General features: G+C 69.6%; 17 protein-coding genes. 9 read left to right on the top strand and 8 right to left on the bottom strand.

The features are described from left to right. Nucleotides 1-20 precede the first annotated feature (20 nt). Complete coding sequence (locus tag AMIS_RS16990; protein WP_014443572.1) at nucleotides 21-989, top strand: Lrp/AsnC family transcriptional regulator; 969 nt, start codon at nucleotides 21-23, stop codon at nucleotides 987-989. Nucleotides 990-1,217: 228 nt separating this feature from the next. On the opposite strand, the gene AMIS_RS16985 is transcribed toward AMIS_RS16990, so the two are convergent. Next, nucleotides 1,218-2,024: a transglutaminase-like domain-containing protein gene (locus AMIS_RS16985; protein WP_014443571.1), complete on the bottom strand. Its 807-nt coding sequence runs from the start codon at nucleotides 2,022-2,024 to the stop codon at nucleotides 1,218-1,220. A 149-nt stretch (nucleotides 2,025-2,173) separates the two neighbouring features. Next, on the bottom strand, nucleotides 2,174-3,049 hold the full coding sequence (locus AMIS_RS16980; RefSeq protein ID WP_014443570.1) for an alpha/beta fold hydrolase: 876 nt from the start codon (nucleotides 3,047-3,049) through the stop codon (nucleotides 2,174-2,176). 413 nt (nucleotides 3,050-3,462) lie between these two features. Between AMIS_RS16980 and AMIS_RS16975 the strand changes: the two genes are divergently transcribed. After that, nucleotides 3,463-4,503: an IS630 family transposase gene (locus AMIS_RS16975; protein ID WP_014443285.1), complete on the top strand. Its 1,041-nt coding sequence runs from the start codon at nucleotides 3,463-3,465 to the stop codon at nucleotides 4,501-4,503. Here the strand turns inward: AMIS_RS16975 and AMIS_RS16970 are convergent. Continuing rightward, a complete protein-coding gene (locus AMIS_RS16970) occupies nucleotides 4,500-4,874 on the bottom strand; it encodes a VOC family protein (protein WP_014443569.1) in 375 nt (124 codons plus the stop codon). The genes AMIS_RS16975 and AMIS_RS16970 overlap by 4 nt on opposite strands. A 90-nt stretch (nucleotides 4,875-4,964) precedes the next feature. After that, on the bottom strand, nucleotides 4,965-5,681 hold the full coding sequence (locus tag AMIS_RS16965; protein ID WP_014443568.1) for an MBL fold metallo-hydrolase: 717 nt from the start codon (nucleotides 5,679-5,681) through the stop codon (nucleotides 4,965-4,967). Between the two features lie 58 nt (nucleotides 5,682-5,739). On the opposite strand from AMIS_RS16965, the gene AMIS_RS16960 reads away from it, so the two are divergent. Beyond that, nucleotides 5,740-6,297 (top strand): TetR/AcrR family transcriptional regulator, encoded by a 558-nt coding sequence (locus tag AMIS_RS16960; RefSeq protein ID WP_014443567.1) that lies wholly within the window; start codon nucleotides 5,740-5,742, stop codon nucleotides 6,295-6,297. Nucleotides 6,298-6,323: 26 nt separating this feature from the next. Here AMIS_RS16960 and AMIS_RS16955 read toward each other — a convergent pair whose 3' ends face one another. Continuing rightward, the gene (locus tag AMIS_RS16955) at nucleotides 6,324-7,376 is read right to left on the bottom strand and encodes an RNA ligase RtcB family protein (RefSeq protein WP_014443566.1); all 1,053 of its coding nucleotides are present in this window, start codon (nucleotides 7,374-7,376) and stop codon (nucleotides 6,324-6,326) included. Nucleotides 7,377-7,590: 214 nt separating this feature from the next. Here AMIS_RS16955 and AMIS_RS16950 point away from each other — a divergent pair, with 214 nt between their 5' ends. Further along, the gene (locus AMIS_RS16950) at nucleotides 7,591-8,442 is read left to right on the top strand and encodes a poly(ethylene terephthalate) hydrolase family protein (RefSeq protein WP_014443565.1); all 852 of its coding nucleotides are present in this window, start codon (nucleotides 7,591-7,593) and stop codon (nucleotides 8,440-8,442) included. Nucleotides 8,443-8,499: 57 nt separating this feature from the next. Here AMIS_RS16950 and AMIS_RS16945 read toward each other — a convergent pair whose 3' ends face one another. Genes AMIS_RS16945 through AMIS_RS16935 form a run of 3 tightly spaced genes read right to left on the bottom strand, consistent with a single transcriptional unit; the run spans nucleotide 8,500 to nucleotide 10,827 of the window. Continuing rightward, complete coding sequence (locus AMIS_RS16945) at nucleotides 8,500-8,907, bottom strand: hypothetical protein (RefSeq protein ID WP_157434902.1); 408 nt, start codon at nucleotides 8,905-8,907, stop codon at nucleotides 8,500-8,502. Between the two features lie 31 nt (nucleotides 8,908-8,938). Continuing rightward, nucleotides 8,939-9,769, bottom strand: a complete 831-nt coding sequence (locus tag AMIS_RS16940; protein ID WP_197538132.1) for a DUF72 domain-containing protein — start codon at nucleotides 9,767-9,769, stop codon at nucleotides 8,939-8,941. A gap of 23 nt (nucleotides 9,770-9,792) precedes the next feature. Beyond that, nucleotides 9,793-10,827: a LacI family DNA-binding transcriptional regulator gene (locus AMIS_RS16935; RefSeq protein ID WP_014443562.1), complete on the bottom strand. Its 1,035-nt coding sequence runs from the start codon at nucleotides 10,825-10,827 to the stop codon at nucleotides 9,793-9,795. Nucleotides 10,828-10,961: 134 nt separating this feature from the next. Here AMIS_RS16935 and AMIS_RS16930 point away from each other — a divergent pair, with 134 nt between their 5' ends. From AMIS_RS16930 to AMIS_RS44635, 5 genes are all read left to right on the top strand, one after another. After that, nucleotides 10,962-11,615, top strand: coding sequence for a GntR family transcriptional regulator (locus AMIS_RS16930; RefSeq protein WP_014443561.1), 654 nt, complete (start codon nucleotides 10,962-10,964; stop codon nucleotides 11,613-11,615). After that, nucleotides 11,612-11,875, top strand: a complete 264-nt coding sequence (locus tag AMIS_RS16925) for a hypothetical protein (protein ID WP_014443560.1) — start codon at nucleotides 11,612-11,614, stop codon at nucleotides 11,873-11,875. The genes AMIS_RS16930 and AMIS_RS16925 overlap by 4 nt, the downstream gene beginning before the upstream one ends. 122 nt (nucleotides 11,876-11,997) lie before the next feature. After that, nucleotides 11,998-12,297 (top strand): hypothetical protein, encoded by a 300-nt coding sequence (locus AMIS_RS16920; protein ID WP_014443559.1) that lies wholly within the window; start codon nucleotides 11,998-12,000, stop codon nucleotides 12,295-12,297. Further along, nucleotides 12,294-13,733, top strand: a complete 1,440-nt coding sequence (locus tag AMIS_RS16915; protein ID WP_231859328.1) for an amidase — start codon at nucleotides 12,294-12,296, stop codon at nucleotides 13,731-13,733. Before AMIS_RS16920 ends, AMIS_RS16915 begins: the two co-directional genes overlap by 4 nt. A 14-nt stretch (nucleotides 13,734-13,747) precedes the next feature. After that, nucleotides 13,748-13,873, top strand: coding sequence for a hypothetical protein (locus tag AMIS_RS44635; protein WP_014443557.1), 126 nt, complete (start codon nucleotides 13,748-13,750; stop codon nucleotides 13,871-13,873). The last annotated feature ends 384 nt before the right edge of the window (nucleotides 13,874-14,257 follow it).

The following is a 14,257-nucleotide window of genomic DNA, read 5'->3' as shown; positions in this document are numbered from 1 at the left end:
CACCGAGGTAGAAATGAGAAGTGGAAATCGACGTCCTGGATCGCCAGGTGATCTACGCGCTGCGGATCAACGGCAGAGCCGGCTACCGGGAGATCGGCGCGGTCCTCGGCGTCTCCGACCAGACAGTCGCGCGGCGTTACCGCAGGCTGCGCGCCGAGGCCGGCCTGCGTGTGGTGGCCCTGCCGAACCCGCTCACGCTCGGCCAGGAGATGTGGACCATCCGGCTGCGCACGGCCCCGGACGCGGCGGTCAAGATCGCCGAGGCGCTGGCGCGCCGCCGGGACACCGTCTGGGTCAGTCTGACGAGCGGCGGCACCGAGATCTCCTGCAGCGTACGGGTACCGGCCGCCGCCGACTGGGAGTCGCTGCTCCTGGAAAAACTGCCCCGCACACCCCGGCTGGTCTCGGTGACGGCCCACTGCCTGATCCACCAGTTCGCCGGCGGCGCCACCGGAGCCGACCGCCGGGACCAGCCCTTGACCGCCGAACAGATCACCGCCCTGACCCCGGACTGGCAGCCGGCCCCCACCGCGCCGACCGGCGCGGCGCGACTGACCAGCGCTGACGACCGGCTGATCGACGCGCTGGCCCGCGACGGCCGGATGGGCTACACCGAACTGGCGGCCGCTACCGGCTGGCCCGAGTCGACCGTCCGCCGGCGGCTCCGCGATCTGCTCCACGCCGGCGCCCTCTTCTGCGACGTCGAGATCGACCCGGACGCGCTCGGCTACCGCGGCCGGGTGATGCTCTGGCTGTCGGTGGCCCCGTCCCGGCTCGCAGCGGCCGGCGCCGCGCTGGCATCACACGAGGAAATCGTGTTCGCGGCCGCCACCACCGGCCCGACGAACCTCAACGCCACAGTGGTGTGCCGCGACATGGCCGAGTTCTACCGCTACCTGACCGAGAAGATCGGCTCCCTCGACGGCGTGGAGCGCGTCGAGTCAGCCCCGCTGCTGCGCCACGTGAAGCAGGTCGGCGCAATCAGTTGACGATCCCGTGCAACATTCCAGCGCCCCGACACGTCTTGATCTATGAGGGCACTCCCCTGCCCCCGGGGACCGTGCCCTGCACGGAGGCGGCGACGGCACCGATGCGGACCGTCGCCGCTCCCCCACCAACACAACCCTCCCCAGCCGGCACGGCCTCGACTCCCGTCCGTCGGCGAGGAAGACGTGTGGACGCAGGCGGTACCGATCAGCGGGCCGACGCAACGGGTGCTATCGCGCGACAGCGCCTGCCGGCGGCCGGAACTCCGGGTACAGGTCGAAGCAGTTCACCAGCTCGTCGACCGACCCTGCGGCGGCCGCGAGATGCGCGAGGCTGTCGAGTGACTGGTCGAGTTCATCATGCGGCTGGTCGAGCGGCTCCACCCGGAGGCGGTCACACCAATACCAGCCGGCGACCTCGACTTTGCTGAGGGCGCCAACGTCGTTGATCAGACTGCCCCTGAGCTCGTCCCAGCCCCACAGCTCGCCGTTACCGTAGGCAGCCGGTTGCGAAGCTCCGTCGCGACAGAGTTTCCACGCGGTGACACCGTCCTGGAAGTCGTCACCGGACCAGTTGCTCCGCCCGGTTTGAGGATCCGTCAGCGTCCAGCCGGAACCATCCCAGTACTCGACCACCCAGTGGTCGATCCAGCGCTGCGCCGCGAAGTAGCCGGCGAAGCCGCATCGGATTCGGGCCGGTGTGCCCGTTGCGCGCAACAGGGCGCAGTGCAGCAGCGCGAAGTGATAGCAGAAGCCGAACATCCTCCGCTCGACGGGCCGCTCACGATCCAAGGGCGCCGGATCGATGCTGATCACGTTGTCCAGGATCGCGCCGGCGCCGACGGCTTCCCGGTGCGACATGCGCTCGGCGGAGAACCGCAGGCCTTGGACGGCCGCCGTGTGGTCATGAATCAGCAGCCCGCGCACGATCGCGCCGAGCGCCTCCGGGTCGGCGGGGAGATCGAGCACTCGGTCGCGGTGACGTCCGAGAACGGAGGTGCGGCTTGGCTGTCGGTAAAACGGCGTGGCATCGTCCATAGGCGGATAGGGTACAAAATTCGCATGCACCCGTACCAATCCGTCATTGTCGGCGATCAGTGACCCGTCATCGAAGGGATCTCGCGAGACGGCCTGCGCGCGCTACGTCAATTCATGGTGATCCCGATCGTTGATGGGTCGCCGACGAATCACAGCCGGATCACGTCGGCGACTTCCTCGGGCAGGCCGGGTGACGTCATGACGTGACCCATCCCGGGCACGATGTGCAACACAGCACCCGGAATCGCGGCTGCCACCGCCTCGCCGTGCGCAAGCGGCAGCAGCGGATCACAGTCGCCGTGCACGATCGAGGTCGGCGCGGTGATCGACGTCAGCGAGGCGAGCAGGCTGGGGTCGTCCCGGTACGCCGCCCGCTCATGGTTCGCGGCAGCCGCCGGGTCGGTCGCCCGGGACAGTGCCAGCTCCAGCTGCGCCCGAGCGGCCGGCTCGTCGAACGGGCGGACCGGCCCGTTGAAGACCCGGAACAACGCCACATCGGACTCCACGCCGCGAGGCAGCCCGGCGGCCACATGCGCGAGGAACTCCGGCGCCGGCGGCGGCAGATCATCCGGGTCGGCCGGCTGACCGGCCTGCGCCCGCGCGCGTGCGGGGCTCGGATCGTGCCCCATCGGCGTACTGGACATCACCGTCAGAGACCGGACCCGATCCGGCGCGTGCACGGCCAGCCACTGTGCGATCACCCCGCCCAGGGAGGCCCCGGCGATGTGGGCGGAAGCCAGCCCGTGACCATCCAGCACGGCGAGGCAGTCACGGGCCATGTCTCCGATCGTGTACGGGTGAACATCGAAGTCCACAACACTCGACCGGCCGGTGTCCCGATGATCGAAACGGATCACCTGGACCCCTCGCTGGAGAAGCCGCTCCACCAGCGCGTCCGGGCACATGACGCTCTGAGCAGCCTGTCCCATAATCATTAAGACAGCGGGACGTTCCGGATCGCCGACTTGCTCGGTCCAGATCCGAAGCGGACCAGAGGTAACGAATCGCTCGCGCGCATCCACCATGTCGGCAAGATAGCGGCCGGCCCCGCCGGCCGCTCATCTTTACGTCACGGATGGTTGACTCCCGATGGCGCCCGTCAATACGAACGTCAACATGAAGCAGTCAACGCGAACCGTCGACACGAGTGGTCAATATGACCGTCAAGTGGTCCCGACGACGGTGTGCCCGGCCGACGTCCAGCGCGGAGCCGGTTCCATCCCGGCGTTCCCGCAGCCGACGATCACGTACCGCATGCCACCCACTCAACGGAGACACCGCTTCCCCGAGAAGCTAAGCGCGTGAGCAAAGGTTCTGCGCGTAACGGTCTCGGCTGGGACTTGCTCAGTTAGAGGTACATAGCGACAGAAAAACCTCGTCGTGGGTTCGGATCAGGTTTCCACACAAGACCGAAACCCCCGACGAGGTCACGACCAGTATGCGCCCTGCGCACATCTACGCCCGGATGCCGGCCGAGCAACACACCGAACTGATTACCGCCCTGCACGGCCCGTGGCGGACGGCGACCCGCATGGTCATCGTCGTGCTGTCCGCCGCAGGCTGGCCGGCTAGCGAGATCGCCGATCTGCTGCACTACGACCCCGCCACCGTCCGGCGATGGATCGCCCGACACCAGCACGAAGGTTTGGCCGGGCTACCCGACCGGCCTCGCAGCGGACGACCCCGCAAAGGCAGCCGCCGCCTCGGCGAACGCATCCACCGGCTGCTCCTGACTCCGAAGGCCTGGACCACAGCCCGGCTCTGGCGTGCTCTGGGCCGCCCACAGCTCAGCCTGTCCACGCTGCGCCGCCGCATCCGCGAACAAGCCCGCTGGTGCCGGCCCCGGCTGATCGCCAAAAGCGACCCCGACCACGATCAGAAATGCGCGGACATCCGCGACCGCATCGCCGCCCTTCCGGCAGGGTCAGTCGTCCTCGCAGAAGACGAAACCCACCTCGACCTGCTGCCTCGCATCCGCGCCTGCTGGATGCCGGCCGGGATCCGCCACCGGATCCTGACTCCCGGCACCAACCTGCGCCGCACCATGCACGGCGCGATCAACCTGGCCACCGGCACCTGGCATCACCACGTCAGCGTCAAGAACGTCTCCGTGGTGTTCTGCTACTTCCTGCAACAACTGCTCGACGCCTACCCAGACGCACCCGTGGTGGCCGTGATCTGCGACAACGGCACCACCCACCACAGCGGCATCACGAAACGCTGGCTGACCGAACACCCACGCCTGCAGGTGATCGAAGGCGCCAAATACAGCCCTCAGGACAACCCGGTCGAACGAATCTGGGCAGCCCTGAAACGCAAGATCGCGAACACCGCACCCGCCACGATGGCCGACCGCGTCCGCCAAGCCCACGCGTTCTTTCGCTACCGCACCGACGCCGACAACCTCACCACCACAGCACCCTGGACCTCACCGTGGCTCCCCGAGGGTTACGGACAGAACCTTTGGCCAGGCGCTTAGCGGCAGATCATCACCGGATGGCCGTCCGGATCGGCGACGTAGGCCATCCGCTCACCCCACGGCTGATCAGCGGGTTCCACCAGCACCGGAACACCCCGGTCCCGCAGCTCGTCGATGGCCGCGTCGACATCATCGGTATAGACGCAGAGCTCGAACTGATGCCCGGCACGCGGCCGGATCGGCAGCCCGTGCGAGCCGTCCTGCCCGCCGGTCACCTGCACGACCGAGATCGCCGACGTCCCCAGCTGCAACGAGACGAAATCATCGAATCGGTACGTCTCGGTGAACCCGAGCAGATCACGGTAGAACCCGAGGGAGGCGTTCACGTCTTCGACATAGACGATCGGGTGGGCATCACGGAAGACGGCCATGCCGCCACGCTAACGCCGCATCCGGGCGCCCGCTCGCAGGGCCGGACCGAATAACCCGGTCAGGGCTGCCATCCGCCGCGGAACCCCGGATCACGCCGCCCGGAACTCCTCGATCCGGCGCACGATCGCCGCCGCCCCGCCGTTCCACGGCGCGCCGTGACCCGGCAGCACCCACGTCACGTCGAGATCCGCGATCCGGGCGAGTGACACCGCCGCCTGCGCCGGGTCGTCGGTGAACGGCGCCGGCTGCGGCCCGTTCTCCCCGGTCAGCACGGATCGGGTGGTCAGCGCGTCACCCACGAACACCGCGTCGGCCGCCGCCGAGTGGATCGCGACGCTCCCCGGCGAGTGCCCGGGGAGCCCGATGATCCGGGGCGCGCCCGGCAGGTCGAGCACCTGACCGTCCTCGATCGTCGTGACCTCGCTGACATAGGTCGTCTTCAGGCCACCCTTGCGCGACGCGTACCAGAAGAAGCGCGCCAGCGCCCCCACCTTGATCTTGCCCCAGCTGGTCTTGGGTTTGATCTCGCCGCGGGCGCGGGCGGCGTCGGCCGTGTGGACGAGGACCGGCACGCCGTGATCACGCCGCAGGCGCTCCGCGAAGCCCAGATGATCGGTGTCGCCGTGCGTGAGAATGACGCCGCGGATGTCGCTGACGCTGCGGCCCAGGCTGTCCAGTTCGCTGATCAGTTCCGGCCACTGACCGGAGAGGCCCGCGTCGATGACCGTGATGCCGTCGTCGGTCACGATCAGGTAGACCGCCACGATGTCGTTGCCGATGCGGTGGAGTTGAGGACCAAGCTTCATGAAAGCTAAGGTACATAGCTATCATGGCTACGGTCAATAGCCATCGAAAGGATCACGTATGCCGACGCCGGAACGCACATCGCTCGACGAGATCATCACGGCCGCCCGGGAGATCCTCGAAGCCGACGGCCTGGACCGCCTGACCATGCAGGCCGTCGCCGAGCGGGTGGGTGTGCGCGCGCCGTCGCTCTACAAGCGGGTGCGCAACCGCGAGGCCCTGATCAGCCTGGTCGCGAAGGCCACCGTCGAGGATCTCGGAGCGCAGCTGCACGCCGTACCCCGCACCGCCGACCCCCGCGCGGACCTCGCCGAGCTGGCCCGCGCCTTCCGGTCGTTCGCGCACGCGCGTCCCGCCGGTTACCGCCTGATCCTCGGCTGGACCCCGGAGGCGGTGCCGACCGACACCGACATGCTGACCGAGGCGAGCGCGCCGGTCCTGGAGGTGACCGCCGAGCTGGCCGGTCCGGATCAGGCCCTCAACGCCGCCCGCCTGTTCACCGCGTGGGGCAACGGCTTCATCAGCATGGAGCTGGCCGGTGCGTTCAACCTGGGTGGGGACGTCGAGGCCGCTTTCGAGTACGGGATAACCCGCCTCGCCGAGGCCATCCGGCAGTGACCGTCCCGTGCCGGCTCACCGTGAGTTCATCGAGGCCGGCCCGCCCGCGACCCGCGATGGGACGCGTGCTTGTCGGCCGTCTTGTAGGTGATCACCGGCACCGTGGTCAGCACCGGTGTGGCGAGTCCGAAACTGACCAGGTCGCCGATCACCTGCTCGATCCGCTTGTAGGCGGTCGGCGCCTCCTCGAACAGCAACTGCCGGTCGCCGCACACGACGTGGGAGCCGACCGGCGTACGCCGAAGCTCCTCGATGGTGTGTTTGGCCTTGCCGCGGCGCAGCGCGTCGGCGCGGGACATCTTGCGGCCGGCGCCGTGCGCGACCGAATAGCCGGCGTCGGCCCCGGCGTGCGCGGCCACCAGATAGGACCGGGTGCCGCGGGTGCCGGCGATCAGCACCTGCCGGCCGTCGCCCGGCGCGGCGCCCTTGCGGTGCAGGTAGAGCCCGTCGCGGACCTCCACCGAGTTGTGACACACGTCGATGATCGGCTCGCTCACCTCGGCGCCGAGCGCCTCGGCCACCCGCGCGGCCAGGGTGCGCCGGTTCCGGCTCGCCCATCGTACGGCCGAGTCGTGCGCCTCGAGATATCCGGCGGGATCCGCGGCCGGGCCGGCGCCGTGCGTCTCGGTGTGCGCCCGCAGGATGCGTTCGCCCAGGCCACGGGAGCCGCTGTGGACGAGCAGCACGTGATCGCCCACGGCGAGATCGGTCTCGGCGAGAACCGCGTCGACCTTGGCGAGTTCCACGAAATGGTTGCCGCGGCCGAGCGTTCCGAGGCTTTCATCCGTTAAGTCCACAGGCTCATCCAGGTCGGGGAACCGCGGGGCGAGCCGTTCCGGAACGACCTTTTTGAGCCGGAACGGGAAGACCGCGATCCCGCAGCCGATGTCCGAGCCGACGAGGAAGGGGTAGAGCACGCGTGAGGTCATGGCGGCGCCGATCGGAGCGCCCTTACCGGGGTGCAGGTCCGGCATCCCGGCGACGTGGATCATGCCGTCGAGAGCGGCGACCTGATGACATTGGGCGACGGCGGCGGACTCGATCCAGCTGCTTTCGCCCGCGAAAACGGTGACAGACAAGAGACGTTCATCTTTCGAAGGAGAGTTGGCACAGGCTCACGGTGGCTGCTCAGAACGTCATGTCGATCATTGTTGGCCCAGTTCACACGCGCGGCAACGCAATTTCCGGCGTGTTACATATCGCCGCAGCATGTAGTCAGTGGGATTACCGGCGAGTAGGGCCGATCAAGACCCTTCTATGTGTGCACGTTCCCACACCCCAGGGAGTCCCCGCATGAGAGTCTCACTCCTGGTCGCCTCGCTCGCCGCGGCTGCCTCCGTCCTGGTCGCCCCCACGCAGGCGCTCGCCGCCAACCCGTACGAGCGTGGCCCCGCACCGACCAACAGCAGCATCGAAGCGTCCCGCGGCACCTACGCCGTCTCGCAGACCACCGTCGCCCGGCAGAGCGGCTTCGGCGGCGGCACCATCTACTACCCGACGAGCACCGCCGACGGCACGTTCGGCGCGGTCGCCATCTCCCCCGGGTTCACCGCCACCCAGTCGAGCGTCGCCTGGCTCGGACCCCGGCTCGCCTCGCAGGGCTTCGTCGTGATCACCATCAACACGCTGAGCACCTGGGACCAACCCGACAGCAGGGGTACGCAACTGCTCGCCGCGCTGGACTACCTGACGAACACCAGCTCCGTGCGCACCCGCATCGACGCTACCCGCCTCGGCGTCATGGGCCACTCGATGGGCGGCGGCGGCAGCCTCGCCGCGGCACGCACCCGCCCGGCCCTGCAGGCGGCAGTCCCGATGACCCCGTGGCACGGAACCAAATCGTGGGGCACGGTCCGCGTCCCCACCATGATCATCGGCGCCGAGAACGACACGGTCGCGCCGGTCTCGTCGCACTCGGAGCCGTTCTACACGAGCATGTCCAGCGCGCCGGAGAAGGCGTACCTGGAGGTCAACAACGCCACCCACTCGGCGCCGACCGAGGGCGGCAACGTGACCGTCGCGAAGTACGCGCTGTCCTGGCTCAAGCGCTTCATCGACAACGACACCCGGTACGACCAGTTCCTCTGCCCGGCCCCGTCCGGCTCCACGATCCAGGAGTACCGCGCCACCTGCCCGCACGCGTGACCCGTACCCGATGACGAAGGCCCGGCGGCAACCGCCGGGCCTTCGGTCCGTTATCGATCAGTCCAGGAGCCAGCTGTGCAGGGTGCCGCCGAACGGGGTGAGGGCGGCTGCGGTCAGCGCCACCCAGGCCGCCGTGCTCCGCAGCAGCCGGCGGAAGGTGGCGCGGTCGCCCACCTGCCAGGTGTGCATCAGCATGCCGAGGCCGAAGAAGACCGTGACGAAGCCGAACGCGTACACGAAATACGACACGAACATGCCCGGCACGAAGATCCACGCCAGGAACGAGTCGGGCAGCGAGTCCTTCGGATCCCCGAGACGATCGAGGCCCGGCGCCAGCAGCGCTCCGGGGTCGCCGGCCCGGATCGCGGCCAGCAGCAGCACCCCGAGGCTGCCGATCAGGCACGTAGCCAGCAATGTCCACTGTGTCCACACCAGGACGCGGCCCCCTGCCGACCGTTGATCCACGGCGCGCAATCTATCGAATGGCTCTTCGCGCTCAGAACAGGGTCAGGGGTCCGTCCGGCTCCGGCAGCGGCAGCGGCTCGGGCAGCGGTTCAAGGTCCGGGACCACCGCCCGCACCTGGTCGTAGAAGCGACGGCAGAGCTCGGGGGCGTCGGCATTGTCCGGGGTGTGGACGAAAACCGTCGGCGTGCGGCCCTCGCGCAGCCATGCGGCTACCGTCGTCACCCATTTCTGCCAGCCGTCGACCGTACTCTCGGAATCATCTCTGCCCAGATAGCGCACGACGGGCCTGGACGTGATCGCATGCTCGCGCAGCGGCATGCGGGGTTTCTTGGTCCAGGCGTCGCGCTCGGCGTCGCTGGTCGGCGGGCTGGCGAAGAACGTGGTCGTGTCGAACGGGATCCATTCCGCATCGAACGACGTCAACATCCGTTCCAGCTCGGCCGGCGCGGTGAAGAAATCGGGATGACGCACTTCGACGCCCCAGCGATACCCGTCGGGCGCCCGCCGCAGAAATCGGCCGAGCACCTGCAGATCCTGCGGTCCGAAGGACCCGGGTAATTGGATCCAGAGCATGTGGGTACGGGATCCGAGCGGCTCAAGCGCATCCAGGAACGCCCCCAGCGGCGCCTCGAAATCCACCAGCCGGCGCTCGTGGGTCACGACCTTCGGAATCTTGGCGACGAACCGGAAGCCGGACGGCAACTGCGCCGCCCACGTCTCCACGGTCTCCCGTGCCGGGATCGCGTAGAACGTGGTGTTCCCCTCCACCGCGCTGCACCAGCTCGCGTAGGCCCGCAGCCGCTCGGCGGGTGTCGCCGGATGCGGCAGGAAGCGCCCCTGCCACGACTTGAGACTCCACATCGCACAGCCGACGTGCAGACGCATCACGACCGCCGGACCAGCCCCGTCGACGCCCGCGCCACCAGCGCCGGCACGAACGTGGCCTGCTCATGCACGTGATCCGGGTTGGTCGCCTCGTCCAGGACCAGCCGCGCCGCGGTCCGCCCGAGTTCCTGCCGCGGCTGGCGTACCGACGTGAGCGGCACCGCCGCGGCCGCCGCGAAGTCGATGTCGTCGAAACCGACGATGGCCAGGTCGTCCGGCACCCGCAGCCCGGCCGTGACCGCGTGCTGCAGCAGCCCGAGCGCGAGCAGGTCGTTGGCGCAGAACGCCGCGGTCGGCCGCCGCCGGCTGGGCAGGCCGGCCAGCCGTTCGCCGGCCGAGCGGCCCTCGGTGACGGTCATCGCCTCGGTCGGCAGGTTGATCAGGTCGTCGGCGGGCAGCCCGAACTCGGCCCACACCTCCCGTGCGCCCTGCAACCGCTCCCGCACCTGGCCGATGTGCGACGGCCCGCCGACGAACGCGACGCGCTGATGCCCGCGATCGATCAGGTGCTCGACGGCGATCCGGCCGCCGAGCACGTCGTCGACGCTGACCGAGCAGTGGTCGCCGGCCCGGCTGAGGCGGTCGACCATCACGAACGGGGTGCCGCGCTGGGCGATCTCGGCGAGGTGCGGCGCGTCCGGGTCGGCCGGGGTGATCAGGATGCCCTGGACGCGCTGCTGCACGAGCCGGTCGAGGTGCTTGGCCTCGCGGTCGCCGCGGCCGTTGCTGTTGCAGACGAAGAGCGACAGGTCGGCGTCCTCGGCGGCGGTCTCGATTCCCTCCGCCACGTCGTGGAAGAACGGGTTCCCGCCGTCGAGCATGACGTACGCCAGGGCGCGGCTGGTGCCGGCACGCAGCTGGCGGGCGGATTCGTTGCGGATGAAGCCCAGCTCGGCCATGGCGCGCTCGACACGCTCGCGGGTCGCGGTGCTGACCACGGCGGGGCGGTTGAGCACGTTCGACACCGTGCCGAGTGAGACACCCGCGGCTGCGGCGACATCCTTGACCGAGGGTGCGCGGCCGTTGCGCGTCAACGGTGGACCTTTCGCCGAGACGGACGTGGAACTTCGAGTGAACCACCCGGACTGAAACATTTCAACAGCCACGTTCCCGCGTGTCGCGGCCCGGTCAGGCTGCGGGTGTACCGGCCTGCATACCATAGATCACCATGACCACCCCGCCCACCGCGAACCGCAGCGCCGACCGCGCCGACGTGGTGCACGACCGTCTCCGCGAGGCGATCCTCTCCGCCGAGCTGCGCCCGAACCACCGGCTCGTGGAGAAGGAGATCGGCGACTGGCTCGAGGTCAGCCGCACCCCGGTCCGGGAGGCCCTGTTCCGGCTGGCGCAGGAGGGCCTGGTCGTGCAGCGCAGGGGCTGGGTGGTGCGCGACCACACGGCCGCCGAGATCCTGGAGATCATGGAGGCCCGGGCGGGCGTCGAGGCGCATGCCGCCTTCCTGGCCGCCCAGCGGATCAGCGAGCCCGCCCTGACCCGTCTCGAGGAGCTGATCGAGACGACGGAGGACGACTCGATCTCCCGGCTCCAACGCAACGAACTGAACAGCGTCTTCCACGACGTCATCACCGAAGCCGCGACGAACACGGTTGTCGAGCAGCTGCACCGCCGTACCAGAATCAATTATTGGAATCTGAACCAGCCGGTGGTCTTCACGCCGGCCGACGACGAGATCGTCAACACGCAGCACCGCCGGCTCGTCGCGTCGCTGCGGGCCGGTGACGGCGAGACCGCGGCCCGGGTCGCCCGCGAGCACGTGGAGAACACCGCCCGGATCATCCGGGTGACGGCGGGGCTGCGATGACGACCGGCGAGGTCGGCTACTCGCACCTGTTCCGCGGCGTGGAGGTCAACGTCCACGAGACGACCGGGGACGGGCCGCTGACCCTGTGCTTCGCCGACGGCTCCAGCACCGGCGCCGAGATCCTGGACGACGTGCTCACCGTCGAGCCCTATGTCACCGCGGCCGGCACCCGGATCCCCGCCAAGGTGTGGCCGATCGCGGAACGTTCCTGGTCCCTGGACCGGATGATGCTCAAGCTGGGCGCCCGCTTACCCTCGTGAAAGTCCTGATCAGGCTTTAGCCGGGCGAATCCGACAGTCCACGATGGATCCCGGCCAACCGGACACCACCACGGAACGCCGCCGACACAGCAACGACACAGACGGCTCCAAGGGTGTTGATCATGGCTGTCACCCCACCTACGGACGCCGAGCTGAACACCATGATCCGGGCTCGCCTCGCGTCTCTTGGAATCGACCTGGACCAGCTCCCGGCCGGCACCACCGCCGACCCGGTGACCGGTTCCCCCGGCCGGGACTCCGTGCTCGCCTCGCTGCGCTCGTTCGTGCGCGGCAGCGTCACCGCCCTCGCCTCGTTCCAGATGCCCGCCCCCGCCGGCAGCGACCCGGCGCACGCCGCCGCGCTGTCCCAGCAACCGGCGCCCCTGCTCTACCCCTCGATCAGTACGGAGTGGCGCCGATGACCGCCGTGAACCGCCGGGTGTTCCTGGCCCGCACCGCAGCGATCACCGCGGCCGCCGCCGCCGGTGCTGCCGCCCTGCCCGCCGCCGCCTCCGCCTGGTCCGGCCGGACGCCGAAGTTCGGCGACGGCGCCTACGTGAAGCCGCGACCGGAAGCGATCAGCGACCCGACCGAGCTGACCGTCGCCGAGGCGGCCTGGATGATCCGGTACGGCAAGCTGAAGCCGGCCGACATCGTCGAGGCGTACCTCGCCCGGATCGGCAGGTTCGACGGGGTCTACCGGGCGTTCAACACGGTTCTCGCGGACGAGGCGCGGGCCGCCGCGAAGGCCGCCGGCCGCAAGCGGCAGACCACTCCGCTGCACGGCATCCCGCTGGCGATCAAGGACAACTACTGGACGGCGGGGGTGCGGACCACCGCGAACTCGTTCCTGTTCCAGGACTTCGTCCCGCCGTACGACGCCACCCCGGTCGCCAAGCTCAGGGCGAGCGGCGCGATCGTGCTCGGCAAGACCCAGATGGGCCCGCTCGCCACCACCCGCGCGACCACCCCGGACGGCCGTGTCACCACGGTCAACGCGTGGACGCCCGGCAACCCGGCCACCGACCCGGGCGGCTCGTCGACCGGCACCGCCACCTCGGTCGCCGGCCGGATGGCGGCCTCCGGGACCGGCACCCAGACCGGCGGCTCGATCACCGCGCCGTCGAACGCGCAGAACCTCACCGGTCTCAAACCAACGATGGGCCGGGTGTCGCTCGCCGGGATCATCCCGCTCAGCTACACCCGGGACCATCCGGGCCCGCTCGCCCGGGACGCCAAGGACGCGGCGATCATGCTCACCGCGATGGCGGGCGAGGACCCGGCCGACCCGCGTACCCAGGGCCTGCCGCCCCTGCCTGATCTGATCGAGGCCGCCACCCCGGTCGTCGCGAAGGGCCGCTGCCGGGTCCGCCGGCGCACCCGGGTCGGCGTGCTCCCCGGGTACGCGTCCACCGCCACCCGGCAGACCTTCCTGTCCACCCTGGACGGCATCACCGACGTCTCCCTGGTCGACGTCGCGTTCCCGGACCAGTGGGACCTGCTGACCGGAAACGACTTCAACAACGTGCGCCTGCCGGAACGCAGTGAGCCGTTCCTGCCGTACCTCCGCACCGACCTGCGCGGCTTCGGGGTCTCGGTGACCGGCTGGCTGCAGGGCGCGCTGATGGGCGGCACCGAGTTCATCACCGGTCAGCGCGCCAAGCTGCTGCTGCTCGAACGCGTCCTCGACCAGATCTTCGAGAAGTGCGACGTGGTGGTGCAGACCAGCCCGGTCCCGTTCGACATCCTCGGCCTCCCCGAGATCGGCTTCCCGATCGGCTTCACCACCACCGGCGTCCCGGTCGGCACCATCCTCGGCGGCGCCCCTACGAGGAGGACCGCCTCCTGGCCGTCGTAGCCGCCTACCAGGCCGTGACCGATTGGCATCACCGCCGCCCGGCTGATCCCGTGGTGCCGGCCGCCACCGCGCGCGCCCTCAAGACGACCGACGACCGAGGCCGCCTCTCCGCCGACGACGTCGTCGCCCAGATGCAGTAGAACCCCGCGTCCCGGTCCGGCTTCCTGCCGGGCCGGGCTCCCTTTCCGGTACGCCTTCGCAAAAGTCCCCACCTGACACGCGACCCAGGCGAAACTCCAGGCCGCAGCGCGTCCGCCGGGACAAGTCCCGGCTCCAGCTCACCCCATCCAGCCCACCACCCGTCCCCAAATCCGCGACCTGACCGAAGGCCCACCGCCAAACGCCCGATCCGCGTGCACCCGACCGGCACACGCCCGTGCAGCTGCGCGGCCCGTGCAGCCGCGCGCCCCGTGCAGCCGCGCGCCGCGGGTTCCGTCCCGCGGCCCCCGGTTTCGCAGATCTTGGAAACGCCGAGGCCGGCTGGTGCTCAGCGCGGACAAACCGGGCGCGCAACAGCACTGTCA

This window comes from Actinoplanes missouriensis 431 (assembly GCF_000284295.1).
Lineage (GTDB): Bacteria > Actinomycetota > Actinomycetes > Mycobacteriales > Micromonosporaceae > Actinoplanes > Actinoplanes missouriensis.
The sequence above is the reverse complement of the archived record's forward strand: the minus strand, read 5'-3'. Positions and strand labels throughout refer to the sequence as shown.

Bases quoted from the DNA above. Each gene is read 5' to 3' on its own strand.
- AMIS_RS16985 (WP_014443571.1), bottom strand. From the start codon at position 2,024: ATGGACGATGCCACGCCGTTTTACCGACAGCCAAGCCGCACCTCCGTT.
- AMIS_RS16980 (WP_014443570.1), bottom strand. From the start codon at position 3,049: ATGGTGGATGCGCGCGAGCGATTCGTTACCTCTGGTCCGCTTCGGATC.
- AMIS_RS16975 (WP_014443285.1), top strand. From the start codon at position 3,463: ATGCGCCCTGCGCACATCTACGCCCGGATGCCGGCCGAGCAACACACC.
- AMIS_RS16970 (WP_014443569.1), bottom strand. From the start codon at position 4,874: ATGGCCGTCTTCCGTGATGCCCACCCGATCGTCTATGTCGAAGACGTG.
- AMIS_RS16965 (WP_014443568.1), bottom strand. From the start codon at position 5,681: ATGAAGCTTGGTCCTCAACTCCACCGCATCGGCAACGACATCGTGGCG.
- AMIS_RS16960 (WP_014443567.1), top strand. From the start codon at position 5,740: ATGCCGACGCCGGAACGCACATCGCTCGACGAGATCATCACGGCCGCC.
- AMIS_RS16950 (WP_014443565.1), top strand. From the start codon at position 7,591: ATGAGAGTCTCACTCCTGGTCGCCTCGCTCGCCGCGGCTGCCTCCGTC.
- AMIS_RS16940 (WP_197538132.1), bottom strand. From the start codon at position 9,769: ATGTGGAGTCTCAAGTCGTGGCAGGGGCGCTTCCTGCCGCATCCGGCG.
- AMIS_RS16930 (WP_014443561.1), top strand. From the start codon at position 10,962: ATGACCACCCCGCCCACCGCGAACCGCAGCGCCGACCGCGCCGACGTG.
- AMIS_RS16925 (WP_014443560.1), top strand. From the start codon at position 11,612: ATGACGACCGGCGAGGTCGGCTACTCGCACCTGTTCCGCGGCGTGGAG.
- AMIS_RS16920 (WP_014443559.1), top strand. From the start codon at position 11,998: ATGGCTGTCACCCCACCTACGGACGCCGAGCTGAACACCATGATCCGG.
- AMIS_RS16915 (WP_231859328.1), top strand. From the start codon at position 12,294: ATGACCGCCGTGAACCGCCGGGTGTTCCTGGCCCGCACCGCAGCGATC.